This window comes from Citricoccus nitrophenolicus, assembly GCF_047305825.1.
GTDB lineage: Bacteria > Actinomycetota > Actinomycetes > Actinomycetales > Micrococcaceae > Citricoccus > Citricoccus nitrophenolicus.
Genome location: NZ_CP063070.1, coordinates 2,111,919 through 2,127,419, shown reverse-complemented (window position 1 = coordinate 2,127,419; position 15,501 = coordinate 2,111,919). Strand labels below are relative to the sequence as shown.

Genomic DNA, 15,501 nt, shown 5'->3' with positions numbered 1-15,501 from the left:
GCTCACAGCTCATGAGTCTATCTCTGGATGATGTTGGACTGCATAAGGTGACTCAGTTCACACTGGCGGGAAGACAATGAAAGGGGCTTCTCGTGCTCGCATGGACAGGCTTTCTCACCATCGGGGTGATCCTGGCGCTACTGCTCTCCAATCGGGTGGCAGCCGTCGTGGCATTGGCCGGGGTACCGATGGTGTTCGCACTGATCGCAGGGTTCGGCCCGGCGGAGATCGGTGAGTTCGTCGCCGATGGACTCGGTGGTGTGGTCGGGGTGACGGTGATGTTCGTCTTCGCCATCACCTACTTCGGAGTAATGCGGGATGCGGGACTCTTCGACCCCATCATCCGGCGCATCATCCGGTGGGCCGGCAACGCTCCGGTGACCATCTGCCTTGCCACCACGGCGCTGGCCATGATGGCACACCTGGACGGTGCGGGGGCAACCACCTTCCTCATCACCATCCCGGCCATGATCCCCCTGTTCGACCGCTTGGGCATGAGCCGACTGACCTTGAGCGTATGCGTGGGTCTGGGCGCAGGGACCATGAACCTGCTCCCCTGGGGCGGCCCGACGGCCCGGGCCGCCGCAACCTCCGGCATCTCGGTCAATGACCTCTGGGTACCACTGATCCCGGCCCAGATTGCCGGCATGGCGGCGGCCCTGGCCATTGCCTGGCTCCTCGGAGCCCGGGAGCATCGCCGGATCACTCGAGCCGCGTCCGCTTCACCGAGTGAGACCGCCCCCGGAGAGAGCGGCTCCACTCCTGCCGCCGCCGGAGGGACGGCCGCCGAGACCGAGGTCAAGGTACGCCCAGCCATCGACGAGCTGACCGAGGAGGAGCGGTCCCTGCGCCGACCTCGCCTGCTGTGGTTCAACGCGGTGCTGACAGTTGCGATACTGGTGGCCCTGATCGTAGGACTGGCTCCGCCTGAGCTGATCTTCCTCGCCGGTGTCGTGGTGGCACTGATAGTGAACTACCCGGGCCTGAAGCGTCAGACCGCCCGCATCGAAGCCCATGCCACGGGCGCCATGCTCATGGCCACCACGCTGCTGGCCGCCGGTGCCTTTCTCGGCATCCTTGAGGGTTCCGGGATGATCACGGCGATGGCCGACGCCGCAACGTCGGTGATCCCCGCTTCAGCCGCTCCCGGCCTTCCGGTGATCGCAGGGGCGCTTGGTGTACCGCTGAGCCTGCTGTTCGGTCCGGACGCCTATTACTTCGGGGTCCTGCCCGTGCTCAACGCCCTGGGTGAGCAGTACGGAGTGTCAGCAATGGAAATCACCCAGGCCTCCCTGCTCGGCCAGGAAACGGTGGGCTTCCCCGTCAGCCCGCTCACCGGGTCCTTCTACCTGCTGGTGGGATTGGCCGGAGTGGACATCGGCAAGCACATCCGAGCCCTCTTCGGTTGGGCCTGGCTGGTCAGTATCATCATGCTCGTCGTGGCGCTGCTGACCGGGGCGATCGCCCTGGGAGTCGCTGCATGAGCCGCAGCATCCGGCTCGGAGCCGGTGCTGGATTCGCGGGCGACCGAATCGATCCGGCCGCGCAACTCGCCCGCTTCGCCGCACTCGACTACCTGGTCTTCGAAGTCCTTGGGGAACGTACGATCGCTGCTGCCAACGCCCGACGCCTGGCTGGAACGGGCGAGGGCTACGATCCACTACTGCGCCGCCGGTTGGAGGCCACCCTGCCGGCCTGCCGGAGCAACGGCACCACGATCATCACCAACGGCGGAGCAGCCGATCCCAGGGCAGCGGGCACACTCGCCGTAGGCGTCGCCAGGGGACAAGGACTCGCGGGGACGCGGGTAGGCGTGGTGACCGGCGACGACGTGCTCGAGGCCGTGCACCATGTGGACCCCCTCCTGTGGGAGACCGGCCACCCGCTCTCGGCGGAGACCGACGAGCTGGTCTCGGCCAATGCCTACCTGGGGGCGGCTCCGGTCATCGAGGCCCTCGCCGAGGGGGCCGACGTGGTGATCGCCGGCCGACTCGCAGATCCCGCCCTCTACCTGGGCCCTCTGGCACACGAGTTCGGCTGGGACCTCACCGGGGAGCCGGCGCTACTGGGGCAAGGGACTGTGGTCGGGCACCTGCTGGAGTGCGCCGGGCAACTGACCGGTGGCTACTTCGCCGACCCCGTCACCAAACCCGTACCAGGATTGGAACGGCTGGGTTTCCCCTTTGCGGACGTGGCAGCTGACGGCACCGCGATGCTCGCCAAACTGCCCGGCTCCGGGGGACTGATCGACACCCGCACGGTCACCGAGCAACTGCTGTACGAGGTGGGCGACCCCTCGGCCTACATCACCCCGGACGTCGTCGCCGATTTCTCCTCCGTGTCCCTCGAACAGGCCGGCGAGGACCGGGTCGAGGTCCGCGGCGGATCCGGATCCATCCGCCCGGACGAGCTCAAGGTCACCCTGGGCTTCCGCGGGGGGTGGCTGGGCGAAGGGCAGATCAGTTATGCGGGCCCTCGTGCCCGGCAAAGGGGCGAACACGCCGCCCGCATCGTCCGCACCCGCTTGGAGGAAATCCACGGCCTCGATCCGCGCGGCATCCTGATCGAACTCATCGGCACAGGTGCGGCGTTCCGGGGACTGGCTCCGGCCCAGGACCCGATTGAGGTGCGCCTGCGCGTGGCAGCCCGGGTCGCTGATCGCCGCTCGGCCGAGGCGGTGGGTTGGGAAGTCGAATCCCTCTACACCAACGGCCCCGCAGCCGGAGGAGGCGCCCGGCGTCACATCGAGGAGGTCTTGGCCATTCGCTCCTGCACCCTGCCCAGAGCGCTGGTTCGCCCGAACGTCACCATCGAGGAGGCCTGATGAGAACGGTCGACGACTGTGCCGATGTCCGTGCCGGAGACAAAGGGGACACCCTCATCCTCGCCGTCCTGGCCCGGGACGCCAGCGCATACAGCCTGCTCGAAGACGTCCTCACGAGCTCGTCCATCGCGGCTCATTACCCGCTGGATCTGACCGCGCCCGTCACACGCAGGGAGATGCCGGCCCTGCGGGCCCTGGTCTTCACTCTGCCTGGAGCCCTGGGCGGAGGCGTCACCGGATCCCCTGTGCTGGACGGCCACGGCAAGACCTTGAGTTATCACCTGCTCAGCATGCCTCTGGAAACGTCACCCCACCACGAGCAGTAGAAGGAGCATCAACATGCAATGGCCCCGCCTCAACAACTCCCCGACCGCAGCACCGCGTCGACGGCGGTCCCTCATCGGATTCATGGTGGTGGCCGCCCTGCTCACCGCCACTCCGGCAACTGCCGCGCCCTCCGATGCCACCCCAGCGCCGCCCCGCTCCTCGACGCAGGAGGGGACGCCGGGAGACCTCGACGACCCGTTCTTCAGCTACGGGCGTCCGGCCGAGTATGACGTGATCACAGAGGACGTCCAGGTGCCGGTGCGCGACGGTAACCACGTGGCCTGCCAGATGTATCGGCCCGGAGACTCCCCGACGGAACCAGCGACGGGCACGTTCCCCGGCATCGTGTACGAATACACCGCCTATGCCGAGAACGCCGAGGCGTTCGGCGAAGGCGCCTCATACTTCGTGGAACGCGGCTACAACGCGCTGGTGTGTCAGGCCCGAGGTTCAGGAGAGTCCTCCGGGCACCTCGACCCGTTCAGCCCGCAAGAGCAGCGGGACAACTATGACGTCATCGAGTGGCTGGCCCACCACCCATCGTCCACGGGCAAGATCGGGCAGATGGGCGTCAGCTACGGCGGTCACAGTACGCTACTGGTCGCCGTCAACAAGCCCCCGCATCTGGAGGCGATCATCCCGGCCAATGGCATTCACGACTGGTATGAGAACACCATCTATCACGGTGGGATCTATTCACCCCGCATCCGCGACTGGCAGGCAGCAATTGCCCCCAGCACTCTGGAGACCTATGCCGAGCACCCCCTCTACGATGATTTCTGGCGAGACCGCAGCGTCATGTCCCGTTGGGAGAACCTGACGATACCCACGCTTGAGATCAACGGGTGGTACGACCGGTATCGAGACGGCATGGTGAAGAACTACCAGGCCCAGCCCGACAACGTCTGGCTGGTCTCTGGCCCATGGGAGCACGGATGGCCATCCGGGCAAGCCGAAGACATCGGCCAGGGCGGTTACCTCGCGTGGTGGGACCACTGGCTCAAGGACGACTCGGCTGCACCTCTACCGGCCAAGCACGTCACCTCCTATGAGGTGTCGAGCACCGGGGTGAGCGCCGGCTGGCACCAATTCGACCAGTGGCCGGCCGACGGGGCGCGGGACATCACGTTCCATCTGCGGGAGGGCGGCTCCCTGTCCAGGGGCGCCGGTCGCCCGGGCGAGGAGAGCTTTGCCGTCAACACGGAGAGCACGCCCTCCGAGCCTCACGAACAACTGACGTTCAGCACCCCGCCCCTGCGCCAGGACATGGTCCTCGCCGGCGACACCACCGCCCGGCTCCGGACATCATTCTCTGCATCAGACGGCAACGTCGCCCTGGCCCTCTACGACGAGGCCCCCGACGGAACCACCTCCCGGGTCACCGAGGGATGGCTCAAAGCCAGCCACCGCGACACCCACACCCGGCTGTCTCCGGTGGAGCCCGGCACGACGTATGACATGGACGTGCATGTCTGGCCCACCCACTACCGGATTCCTGCAGGACACCGACTGGTACTACGCGTCTCCAGCGATGACCACCCGAGCATTGAATCCACTGCACCCGCTGGTGACGTGACGGTGAAGACCGGTGCGAGAGGCTCAACCCTGGAACTCACCGTATTGGACACGGGCCGACCCTGATCCCCCAGGGGCCGCTGCTGGATCCTCGCCCTCGAGACCTACAGGCCCACCGGCTGCATCCGTTCCTTGTAGGCCGCGCGAAGGGAGAACCCCTCGGCGAGCGCCTCCTCGCGGGTGATCTCGATCCCGGCGGCGAGGATCTTGCGTGCGGAGAGGTGGTCGCCGGGTTGGTTCACGGACTCCACGGCGGCCAGGATGCCGTCTCGGAAGCAGAACACGGAGAACTTCGGGTCCGCCGGGTCCGGGTTGCCCACCACCACGGTCTCGTCGTCGGCCCGCACGATGTTGGCCATCTGCAGCCGGTACGGTCCCTGGGTGGACCAGAACCACGGCAGTTCCCGGTACGGTGCCTCCTGGCCGAGGATCACCTTCGCCACGTGGCGGGCATGGTCGGTGGCGTTCTGCACGGACTCCAGGCGGAATGGCCCATCGGCGTGCTCACACGGGAAGTTGGCACAGTCACCGATCGCATAGACGACCGGGTCCGCGGTACGCAGGTTCGCATCCACCACGATCCCGTTGGACGTCTCCAGTCCCGCCTCGGCGGCCAGCCGATCGTTGGGTTGGACCCCGACGCCGGCCACCACCAGATCTGCCGGGTACCGGTCCCCGGTGGTCGAGACGGCGAAGCCGACCCGACCGTCGTCGCCGGCCTCGAAGGCGGCGATCCCCTCCCCGAGGCGCAGATCCACTCCGGCCTGCCGGTGTGCGCCGGCGAACCAGTCCCCCAGCACAGGGGTGAGCGCCCGGCCCATGGGGCGCGGGGCGAACTCCAGCACGGTGACGTGACAGCCGCGGGCCAGGGCCGCCGCGGCGAACTCCAGACCGATGAATCCGGCCCCGACCACCACCACATTCCGAGCGGTGTCCAGGGCGGTGCCGAGCTGCTCGGCGTCGTCCAGGGTGCGGAGGCCGTGGATGCCGGGCAGGTCGATGCCCGGGGTGGGCAGCTCGCGGTTTCGGGCACCGGTGGCGAAGATCAGCGAGGCATAGGGCAGCACCGTGCCATCCGCCAGGTTCACGGTCTGGGCCTGCCGGTCCACGCCGGTGGCCGCGATACCGGTGCGCAGATCGAGGTCCTGCTCGGCGAAGAAGGCCGGACCACGCAGGGGCAGGGGCTGGGCCGTCGAGCTGTCCTTGAGGTAGTCCTTGGACAGCGGCGGGCGCTGATACGGCTGGCCGGCCTCCTCCGCCACAATGGTCACGGGGCCGGTGAATCCGCCCTCACGCAGGGATGCAGCGGCCTGCAGACCCGCCTGGCCACCGCCGATGATGACGGCTCCTGGAAGGTTGGTCATGGCTCAGACCTGCTCTTCCGGGACGTCCACCTCGATGGACTCCAGACCGTTGGCACCGACCTCGATCTGGCAGCCCAACCGGCTGCGCTGCGGGTCACGCTCCGAAGCGGTGACCTCGAGCATCTCCTCCTCGTCGTCGCCGATCTCCGGCAGGGCGTCCAGGTAGTCCTCGCGGACGTAGACGTGGCACGTGGCGCACATCGCCTGCCCGCCACACTCGCCCACGATCCCGGGCACGGAGTTCTTCAGGGCCGCCTGCATGATCCGCTCGGGCTTCTCCAGCTCCAGGACCTGGGTGGCGCCGTCGGGCTGGTGGAAGGTGATGGTGGACATGCGATGCTCCTTCGCTTCGGTGAGGCGCGTTCTTGCGTTGCATCCATCCTGTGCTGGACATCACATCGAGACAAAGGGGAAGATTAGACAAATAACATCGGCTCTCTCGATATAGGACGTCATGGCCCTGCCCTTCACCCTGCGCCAGTTGGAGATCTTCGACGCCGTGGTGCGCACGGGATCCCTGTCCGCGGCCGCGCGAGAACTGACCACGGCGCAGTCCTCGGTGTCCTCCGCGATCGACGAACTCGAGCGGCAGATCGGCCAGCGACTCCTGGTCCGCCGCAAGGCCCAGGGCGCCTGGCCCACGGCCGCCGGCCGCCAGCTGCACCGGGAATCGGCCATCGTCCTCCGCACGGCACAGGAGGCGGGCCGCCTCCTGCAGGAACGGGACGGGCAACTGCGCGGCCCGCTCACGATCGGTGTCTATGACACGCTGGCGCCCTACATCCTGCCGATGATCCTCACGGACTTCGCCGCAACTCACCCACTCGTGGAGTTGTCCTTCGTGGAGACGGACCATGCGGGCCTGATGTCCGGGCTGCAGGCCGGGGTGATCGACGTGGGCTTCACCTACCCGCATGACGTCCCCGCCGCGATCAGCCACGAGCTCATCCTGCACCGCGCCCCCCACGTCCTCCTGCCGGCTGACCACCGGCTGGCCGGGCGGACCCACCTCACGGTGGCCGACATCGACGGGGAACCGCTCATCCTGCTGGGCAACACCCCCAGCAAGGCCAACACCCTGAGGGTGCTGGGCATCACCGAGCAGGATCCGCGCATCGCCTGGGTGACCTCCTCGCTGCCCCTGACCCGCGCCCTGGTGGGCGCCGGGCTCGGAATCGCCACGCTGGTCCAGCCGGACGCCTCGCCGTGGACGGTGGACGGCCACCCCGTGGTGGAGGTCCCCTTCGCGGTGGATGCGGAGGACGTGCGCGTGCACGTGGCCTGGCTCAAGCCGGTGGAACGACGCCGGCCCCCGCGCCGGGTGACGGAACTGGTCACCTTCACCCAGGAGCACTTCACCCCACACATCAAGGCCATCGACGCCTGGCGACGAGAACACGCGCCCGGGTGACGCACTCAATTGCTGAACAGCGTGACCCGTGACACCATGTGTTGCAATAGCAACTCAACGCCGGCCGAGCCGGATCTCCAGGAGAGCATCATGACCACCGCCGCAGCCGGAGCATCCGCCGGGGCCCCCCGCCTGAACGTGGATCCGTTCTCCGTCCCCTCACTGCAGGACCCCTTCCCGGTGGAGGACGCCATCCGCGAGGCCGGACCGGTGGTGTGGCTGGAGAGCCACGGCATCTGGGCGACCGGCCGGGCAGACCTGGTCCAGGAGATCTTCCTGGACCAGGAGACCTTCATCTCCTCCCACGGCACCGGCCTGACCAACACGGCATTGCAGGACAACTGGCGCAAGCCGAGCGTGATCCTGGAACAGGACCAGCCGCAGCACACCGTGACGCGCAAACTGATGAACTCGGCACTCTCCCTCAAGGTGGTCAAGCAGCTCAAGGACGACTTCCAGGCCGCCGCCCACGCCATGGTGGAGGAGGTCTGCTCTCGGGGCGAGTTCGACGCCGTCACGGACCTCGCGGAGGCGTACCCACTCCAGGTGCTCCCCGACGCCATCGGCCTGGCCCCCGAGGGACGCGAACACCTGTTGACGTATGCCCACCTGAACTTCCAGGCCATGGGCCCACGGGACACCGCGCTCTACGAGGATGCCGTGCTCCAGGCGGCCGGGGCCCAGGAGTACGTGGAATGGCAGATGCGCCGGGAGAACCTGGACGAGTCCAAACTGGCGGGCACGTTCTTCGCTGCCGCTGATGCCGGGACCATCACGGAGGAGACCGCCGGGCTGCTGGTGCGCACCTTCCTCTCCGCAGGACTGGACACCACCATGCTCGGCATCGGCAACGCCCTGTTGGCCCTCTCCCGCACTCCCGAAGCCTGGGCGGCACTGCGCGCCGACCCATCGCTGGCCCGCACCGTCTTCGAGGAGACGCTTCGCTGCTACGCCCCGAGCCCCTTCATCGGCCGCACCGTGGGCACCCGCACCAAGCTCGGCGGCGTGGTGCTCGAGCCGGAGCAGAAGATCGTCAACTGCCTCTCCGCGGCGAACCGCGATCCGCGCCGGTGGGAGAACCCGGACTCCTTCGACATCACCCGAGACGTCCGCGGGCACGCCGGATTCGGGTACGGCATCCACGCCTGCGTCGGCCAGATGATGGCCCGCATGGAGGCCGAGAGCCTGCTGACGGCATTCGCCACCCACGTGACGTCCTTCGAGGTCACGGCCGAGCCGGTGCGCAAGATCAATCACTGGCTGCGCGGCTACACCTCCATGCCGATGCGGGTCACCCTCAGATAGCCCGCGCGGCCCCTACCCTGCCTCAAGGGCTCGCGCCGCCGCGTCCAGCCAGAGGTACACGGCCCACGCCCCGGGATCCAGATGCCCCTTGACCCGGTCGCCGGCATAGCTGGAGCGGCCTCGGCGCGGCGCCATGTCCGCGGTGGCCTCCGCCCCGGCTCGCGCCGCCTCGGCTGTCGCCCGCAGGGCCTCCCCCAACGGCCCCTCGGCGGCGGCGAGCGCCCGGGCGGCGGGAGCGAGGGCGTCCAGCATGGTCCGGTCCCCCGGCTGCGCGCCGCCGAGGTCCTGGATGCCCTGTTGACCGGCGGCCAGGGCGCGTGCCCAGTCAGCCACCTCCGGCGCCTCCTGCCCGGCCAACGACTCCGAGGCCCTGAGCAGGAAGACGGCGTAGAGCGGCCCCGAGGTGCCACCGATGCTGCGGCGGGCCACCGCGGAGACCCGGCGCAGCAAGCGATCCGGGCGGGCCGGCAGGCCCACCGCCGAGTCGAGCACCGCGCGGGCGCCACGGTCCAGGCTGTGGCCCAGGTCGCCGTCGCCCACCAGCTGGTCCATGGCGGTCAGTTCCGGCTCAGCCTCCCTCAGCGCCGCCATGACCCGGTCCAGCACGTCCCGGCCCGGGCCCGAGAGCGCCGGGCCCTCGAGCGCCGGAGTCTCGTCGGCGGGTGCCGCCAGGTACGGATCGACGTTCACCCGGCCGTCCAGCGCGGGCCAGGCAGTGGTCTGCACGGGGGCGTCCAACAGCTGCACCAGCTCATCATCCACGGCCAACAGGGACAGGGACACGCCCTCCATCTCCATGGCGGTCAGGAACGGCCCGGCCCAGGCGCGTTCCACCGCGATGCCGCGCCTCGCCAACCAGGAGAGCGCGGCGTCTGCCACCACCGTGACCTCCATGGCCGAGCTGCCGCCGAGGTTGTTGACCAGCAGGGCCGCCCGGCCGCCGTCGGGAATCCGTCCCGCGGCCAGGCAGGCACTCAGCAAACGATCCACCGTCTCCTCGGCCGAGGCCACGGCCGAGCGCTCCACACCCTGCTCGCCATGGATCCCCAGCCCCCACTCGACCTCCTCCGGGCCCAGCGCGAAGCTGGGGGTGCCGGCCGCCGGGACGGTGCAGGACCCCAGGGCCACGCCCATGGTGGCCAAGGCATCGGCGGCGCGCTGAGCCGCGGCAGCCACCGCGTCCAGCCCGCGCCCCTCCGCGGCGGCCGCCCCGGCGATCTTGTGCACCAGCACCGTTCCAGCGAGTCCTCGGTCCCCGGCGTGCCCTGAGGAGCCGTTCAGCGCCACGTCATCGGCCACCACCACCATCCGGACCTCGATCCCGTCCGCACGCGCCAGCTCGGCCGCGAGCCCGAAGTTCAGCCGGTCTCCCGTGTAGTTCTTGACCACCAGGACGACGCCGGCCCCGGCGTCCACCGCACGGATCCCCACCAACACGTCGTCCACCGAGGGGGAGGTGAAGACCTCGCCGGAGACGGCGCCGGCGAGCATGCCGGGACCCACGTAGCCGGCGTGTGCCGGTTCATGGCCGGCGCCTCCCCCGGAGAGCACGGCCACCGAGCCGCGGCTGGCGGCTGCCCCGTCCACCACCGTGCGGGTGCCCTCCAGCAGGCGCAGGTGCGGGTTCAGTCGGACCAGACCGGCCAGGGACTCGGTGACCACGTGCCGTGGGTTGTTGAGAAGCTTCTTCATACTGTCCTTCGTCTCTGATCGTGACTGAACTGGTCTTGTCCGATGGTTGGATGGGTCTCATGACGCCCCCCGAACCGATCCGCACTCCGCTCGATCGCACGATCGACCGGGAGAGCTTCACCCCGGCGTACCTCTCCCTGGTGGACAACGCGCATGTCTGGGGAGGCTCCCGGATCTACAACGAGCACTTCGGGGTCACCTCCCCGGACTTCGCCATCCTCTCCACCCTGTCCAATCGACCGGGGTGCCAGGCGGTGGACATCTCGGAACAGGTGGCCCTGGACAAGTCGGTGGTGAGCCGGCGGCTGCAACGGCTGCGGGACAAGGAGTTGATCTGCTGGGAGCAGGACGGTTCCCGCCGGCGCCTCTACCTGACCAGTGCCGGAGCCCGGGTGCATGATGCCGTGCTGCCGGTGGCCCTGGAGCGGGCCGAGCTCATGCTCGCCGGCTTCACGGAGGAGGAACGGGCGCAGTTGCAGTCCTTCCTGCGGCGGATGTACGAGAACATCCCGCTGATGAACCATCCCCCCTCCCTGGAGCCGGCTGCACTTCCCCACGACAACTCCTGACTCCCGTTCACCTCACCTCGCCTGGTGCAGCGAGGGTACTTGTCGGATCGTATGTGACGTGCCACACTCGTTGCAATTGCAACTCAGATTGGTGTGACGCTCTCGTCCACCCGTATCCCCAGGCAGGTCACCTTGAAGAGAATCACCGCGGCCCTGGCCGCCACCGCCGCGTCCCTGATGCTGCTGACCGGGTGCGGTTCCGGCGCCCCCTCCGGCAGCGCATCCTCCAGCGGCGCCGAAGCAGGCGGCCAGGCCGGCGCCAAGGACTCTGCGGGGGCCGACTCCGGCGAGCTGCAGACGGTCCGTGTGGCCGCCGTGCCGGTGGTGGACGTGGCCGCCATCTACCTCGGTGAGGAGAAGGGCTTCTTCGCGGAGAAGGGGCTGACGATCGACATCCAATTCACGCCCGGCAGCTCGATCTCCATCCCCGCACTGCTGCAGGATCAGTACGACATGGTCTACACCGGCAGCGTGAACGCCTACCAGGCCCGGGAGACGGGGCTGCCCGTGATCGCCGTGGCCGAGGGCGGGCGCACCACCGGGGACCCCGGGGAGGACCACGGCGGAATCGTGGTCCCCGAGGACTCGGAGATCCAGGACGCCGGCGATCTGGAGGGTCAGTCCGTGGCCGTCAACGCCGTCAAGGGTCTGCATGAGGCCGCCATCCGCCAGTCGGTGAAGAAGGCCGGCGGAGACCCGGATCTGGTGGAGTTCCTGGAGCTGCCCCTGCCGGATATGCAGCCGGCCCTGGAGCGCGGCTCGGTGGACGCCATCTCCACCTCGGAGCCCTTCCTCGGCAACGCCAAGGACGCCGGGCACCGGCTGATCGCCGATCCCTACATCGACGTGGACCCCGAGTTCGTCACCGCCGTCTATCTGACCTCGGAGCAGAAGTGGGCCGAGGACCCGCAGACGGTCAAGGACTTCGTGGAGGTGGTGAAGCAGTCCCAGGAGTACGCCACCGAGCACCCGGACGAGTTCCGCACCGAGCTGTCCAACTTCACCGAGATCGATCCGGAGACCGCGGAGACGATGATCCTCACGAAGTTCGGCTGGGGTTTCCCCGAACAGGCCATGCGGCGCGGCGCCGAGGCCACCGAGGAGGCCGGCATCATCGAGGACGCCGGCGCAGGCCTCGACGGTCTCGTGGTGGACGTCCTGGAGTGATCAGGCGGCGGTGAGCCGCAGCGGCAGCCGCTCCCAGCCACGCAGGGTGTTGTTCAGCTGCAGCTCCGCCTCCCCGACCACTTCGATCGTGGCGACCTTGCGGGCCAGCGCGCCCAGCAGGCATTGCCCCTCGAGCCGGGCCATGATCTGGCCGACGCAGGAGTGGATGCCGAATCCGAATCCCACGTGACCGGAGGTCTGGCGGGTGAGGTCGAAGCTGTCCGGGGCCTCCCAGTGGCGGGGGTCCCGGTTGGCGGCGGCCAGGAACATCAGCACCTTGGACCCCTCCGGCAGGGGCACCCCGGAGACCTCGGTGTCCTCGTTGACCGTGCGGAAGAAGGTCTGCACCGGGGAGACGAGGCGGACGGTCTCATCGAAGGCCACGCGCGCTGTGGACGGGTCCTGACGCAGCAGGGCCCACTGCTCGGGGTGCTCGGCCAGCTCCCGCAGGGCCGCGCCGATCCCGTGCACGGTGGTGTCCACGCCGGCGGTCAGGAAGGACCGCAGCAGACGGGCCGCCTCATCCTCATCCAGGCCGGCCTCCAAGGCCTTCTCATGCAGGGTGGCGCCGAACCGCCCGGGCTTCGGGGTCCCCACCACACACTGCTCGGTGATCCACGGGGTCGCCTTGCCGCCATCCACCATGGCCTGCTCGAAGAGCCGGTTCGGCGGGCCGAAGGCGTTGAACGCCATGTTCCCGTAGGGCAACAGGTTCTCCCGCCCCTCCTCGGAGAGCCCGATGAAGTCCGGGAAGACGGAGAGGGGATAGGCCGCGGCGAGATCGGCCACGCCGTCGATCTCCACGGTGTCCCCGTCGGAGAAGAGTGCCTCCACCATCCGGTCCGCGGCCTGCTGGAACTCGTCCCGGATCTGGCGCATGGTCTTGGGGTTGAACACCGAGGTGGCCACCTTGCGTGCCCGGGTGTGCTGGGGAGGGTCCGCCTCCAAGAGCAACGACGGCGGCCGCCACGGCTTGTTCTTCCGGTAGTCCGAAAGCCCCACGCCACGTCCGGAGACGAAGATCTCGTGGTTCTGCAACACATGGACGACCTCGTCATAACGGGCCACCGCGTACACACCGTACTGCGAGAGCCAGGCCACCGGCCCGGCCTCACGCAGCGCCTCGTGCATCGGATAGGGGTCTGTCAGGGTGGCATCCGAGAACGGGTCGTGGTCCACACTCGGGACTCCGGCGGGCGCCGCCGGGACAGCCGCCGGCGGCAAGGGCCTCTCGCCGTGGGGGGCACCCGCCGCGGTGGGGGCGGGAAGGGTGGTGGTCGCATCAGTCATGGGGGATTCTCCGGTCAGTCCGTGTAGGTGGCGCCCTGGACGTCCAGAGCCTGGTCGATCAGTTCGTAGTCGAGCATCATGTCGGCGCCCTCCTGGACCTTGGCCACGTCCACCTCCGCGGCGAAGACGGGCAGGTCGATCTCCTGCACCACCTCCGCCGTCACGGTGGTGAACTCCGGCACCAGGGTGGCGAAGGCCTCGCGGTTGCCGTCCAGGTCCTCGATGGACCTGCTCAGGGAGTCGCGCAGCCCCGTGATGACCTCGGGGTTCGCCTCGGCATAGTCCCGGGTGGTGATCCACCCGGCGACCGGCATGTCCGCCGCGGGCCCGGCGAAGAGGTTGCCGATCTTCACCAGTCCCGCCTGCTCCGAGACGGCCTGGAAGGGCTCCACCTGCCAGATGGCGTCCACGTTGCCGTTCTGCACAGCGGGCGCCATGTCTGGCAGCGGCATCTCCAGCACCTCCACGTCCTGCGGCGAGAGGCCAGCCTCCTCCAGCTTGGGCGTACAAGGCCACGGTGCCGATGTTCTGCAGGTTGTTCACCGCGAAGCTCTTACCCTTCAGATCCGCGATGTCCTCGATGCCGGAGGCCGGGTCCACGTAGATCCCGTGGTCATCCGCGCCGACGTCGTTTCCTGCGATCAGCACGATCGGGCAGCCCCTGCTGGGCGGCCAGCAGCGCCGAGGTGTAGTTCGCGTAGGTGACGTCCACATTCCCGGACGCCAACGCGGGGATTGCGGCCGCGCCGCCCTGGGTCTGGACCAGTTCGGCATCGATCCCGGCCTCAGCCAGATACCCCTCCTCCTCGGCGTTGACGAGGGTCGAGGTGTGCACCAGGGGGAAGTATCCAATGCTGACCGCCTGCTGTTCCCCGGCCGCGGCCTGCGCCGGCGCGGAACCGGCCTCCGAAGACCCGGAGCCGGCGTCGCTGGGCGAGCCGGAGCTGCAGGAGGTCAGGGCGAGAGCGGCGAGAGAGAGCAGCCCGGCCGAGACGAGGGCGTGGCGTGAGGTCATGAGAGGCTCCTAGGCGTCGAGGGTGACACTCACGACTATGAGTGATGTCACACTGGTTCCACCTGACTCTTCTCTCTGAAAGGAATCCCCGTGGCCAGAACCTCCGCTGGCCGGTCCTCCCTGTCCCGTGCCGTGGACCTGCTGGATGCCTTCGACTCCGGCTCCGTGTACCTCACGGCCACGGAGCTGGCGGCTCGCGCCGGCAGCCCCGTCTCCACCACGCACCGCCTGCTCGGGGAGCTCACCACCCTCGGCCTGGTCGAGCGCTCACCGGACCGGACCTACCGGATCGGGGCCAAGATCTGGGAGTGGTCCGCCCGGGCCCCGGGCGCGGCGGGCCTGCGGGCGGCAGCACTGCCCCACTTGCAGAAGGTCCACCATGCTGTGCGACAGCACGCCCAGATCGGCATCCTCGTGGGCCATGATGTCCTGTTCATCGAACGCCTCACGGCACCGGACGCCGTGGTGAACTACTCCGTCATCGGCCAACGGTTGCCCGCACTGGCCTCTTCCTCCGGGCTGGTCCAGCTGGCTTGGCTCCCGGAAGCGGAGCAGGAGGCGGCCATCGCCGCCGGGGTCCGCCACTACACCCCGCTGACCGTGACCGAGCCGGAACGGATCCGCCGCCGGTTCGCCGAGATCCGTCAGGAGGGCTACGTGGTCAGTGACGGGTACATCCACACCTCCGCCCGCGGCATCGCGGTCCCGCTACGCGGCCATCAGGACGATGTCCTCGGAGCCCTGTCCGTCATCGTCCCCAATGACCACGCCCCAGCCCGGCCCACCATCACCCTGCTGCAGAAGGCCGCCGCGGCGATCTCGCGCGACTACGCGGCACTGACCCGCGGCCGGCGCTCCTGATGCGAGCGCCAGAAAGACTTGAACGGCAATGTCCCCCCGTTCTTGGTATGAAGTTCACCTCACGCACGCCGGGGCGTTGACGGCGCCCGATGGACTGGTTC

15 protein-coding genes are annotated in these 15,501 nt (G+C 68.7%); 9 read left to right on the top strand and 6 right to left on the bottom strand.

Features of this window, described 5'->3' with window-relative positions; translation table 11 throughout:
* The first annotated feature begins 92 nt into the window (after nt 1–92).
* From IMT31_RS09830 to IMT31_RS09815, 4 genes are read left to right on the top strand one after another with little or no spacing between them, the layout of a single operon-like run.
* Nucleotides 93–1,484 carry a CitMHS family transporter gene (locus IMT31_RS09830; RefSeq protein WP_413542624.1) on the top strand — a complete coding sequence of 464 codons (1,392 nt, stop codon included), beginning with the start codon at nt 93–95 and terminating at the stop codon, nt 1,482–1,484.
* The gene (locus tag IMT31_RS09825) at nt 1,481–2,824 is read left to right on the top strand and encodes an acyclic terpene utilization AtuA family protein (RefSeq protein ID WP_413542623.1); all 1,344 of its coding nucleotides are present in this window, start codon (nt 1,481–1,483) and stop codon (nt 2,822–2,824) included. The genes IMT31_RS09830 and IMT31_RS09825 overlap by 4 nt, the downstream gene beginning before the upstream one ends.
* Nucleotides 2,824–3,150, top strand: a complete 327-nt coding sequence (locus IMT31_RS09820) for a hypothetical protein (protein ID WP_413542622.1) — start codon at nt 2,824–2,826, stop codon at nt 3,148–3,150. The genes IMT31_RS09825 and IMT31_RS09820 overlap by 1 nt, the downstream gene beginning before the upstream one ends.
* Nucleotides 3,151–3,163: 13 nt before the next feature.
* Entirely contained in the window at nt 3,164–4,792 is a 1,629-nt protein-coding gene (locus IMT31_RS09815) for a CocE/NonD family hydrolase (RefSeq protein WP_413542621.1), read from the top strand.
* A gap of 38 nt (nt 4,793–4,830) precedes the next feature.
* Here the strand turns inward: IMT31_RS09815 and IMT31_RS09810 are convergent, their stop codons facing one another.
* Both IMT31_RS09810 and IMT31_RS09805 read right to left on the bottom strand, forming a co-directional pair.
* A complete protein-coding gene (locus tag IMT31_RS09810; protein WP_413542620.1) occupies nt 4,831–6,090 on the bottom strand; it encodes an NAD(P)/FAD-dependent oxidoreductase in 1,260 nt (419 codons plus the stop codon).
* Nucleotides 6,091–6,093: 3 nt separating this feature from the next.
* Nucleotides 6,094–6,423 carry a 2Fe-2S iron-sulfur cluster-binding protein gene (locus IMT31_RS09805; RefSeq protein ID WP_413542619.1) on the bottom strand — a complete coding sequence of 110 codons (330 nt, stop codon included), beginning with the start codon at nt 6,421–6,423 and terminating at the stop codon, nt 6,094–6,096.
* Between the two features lie 121 nt (nt 6,424–6,544).
* Between IMT31_RS09805 and IMT31_RS09800 the strand changes: the two genes are divergently transcribed.
* The gene (locus IMT31_RS09800; RefSeq protein ID WP_413542618.1) at nt 6,545–7,501 is read left to right on the top strand and encodes a LysR substrate-binding domain-containing protein; all 957 of its coding nucleotides are present in this window, start codon (nt 6,545–6,547) and stop codon (nt 7,499–7,501) included.
* 90 nt (nt 7,502–7,591) lie between these two features.
* Entirely contained in the window at nt 7,592–8,806 is a 1,215-nt protein-coding gene (locus IMT31_RS09795; RefSeq protein WP_413542617.1) for a cytochrome P450, read from the top strand.
* Between the two features lie 12 nt (nt 8,807–8,818).
* On the opposite strand, the gene IMT31_RS09790 is transcribed toward IMT31_RS09795, so the two are convergent.
* Entirely contained in the window at nt 8,819–10,498 is a 1,680-nt protein-coding gene (locus IMT31_RS09790) for a dihydroxyacetone kinase family protein (RefSeq protein WP_413542616.1), read from the bottom strand.
* Between the two features lie 59 nt (nt 10,499–10,557).
* Here IMT31_RS09790 and IMT31_RS09785 point away from each other — a divergent pair, with 59 nt between their 5' ends.
* The gene (locus tag IMT31_RS09785) at nt 10,558–11,067 is read left to right on the top strand and encodes a MarR family winged helix-turn-helix transcriptional regulator (RefSeq protein WP_413542615.1); all 510 of its coding nucleotides are present in this window, start codon (nt 10,558–10,560) and stop codon (nt 11,065–11,067) included.
* 132 nt (nt 11,068–11,199) lie between these two features.
* Complete coding sequence (locus IMT31_RS09780; protein ID WP_413542614.1) at nt 11,200–12,234, top strand: ABC transporter substrate-binding protein; 1,035 nt, start codon at nt 11,200–11,202, stop codon at nt 12,232–12,234.
* Here IMT31_RS09780 and IMT31_RS09775 read toward each other — a convergent pair whose 3' ends face one another.
* From IMT31_RS09775 to IMT31_RS09765, 3 genes are all read right to left on the bottom strand, one after another.
* Complete coding sequence (locus tag IMT31_RS09775) at nt 12,235–13,524, bottom strand: cytochrome P450 (RefSeq protein ID WP_413542613.1); 1,290 nt, start codon at nt 13,522–13,524, stop codon at nt 12,235–12,237. It abuts the gene before it with no gap.
* Nucleotides 13,525–13,538: 14 nt separating this feature from the next.
* Nucleotides 13,539–13,976, bottom strand: coding sequence for an ABC transporter substrate-binding protein (locus tag IMT31_RS09770; protein ID WP_413542612.1), 438 nt, complete (start codon nt 13,974–13,976; stop codon nt 13,539–13,541).
* 161 nt (nt 13,977–14,137) lie between these two features.
* The gene (locus IMT31_RS09765; protein ID WP_413542611.1) at nt 14,138–14,539 is read right to left on the bottom strand and encodes an ABC transporter substrate-binding protein; all 402 of its coding nucleotides are present in this window, start codon (nt 14,537–14,539) and stop codon (nt 14,138–14,140) included.
* A 90-nt stretch (nt 14,540–14,629) separates the two neighbouring features.
* On the opposite strand from IMT31_RS09765, the gene IMT31_RS09760 reads away from it, so the two are divergent.
* Complete coding sequence (locus tag IMT31_RS09760; protein WP_413542610.1) at nt 14,630–15,400, top strand: IclR family transcriptional regulator; 771 nt, start codon at nt 14,630–14,632, stop codon at nt 15,398–15,400.
* Nucleotides 15,401–15,501: the final 101 nt, after the last annotated feature.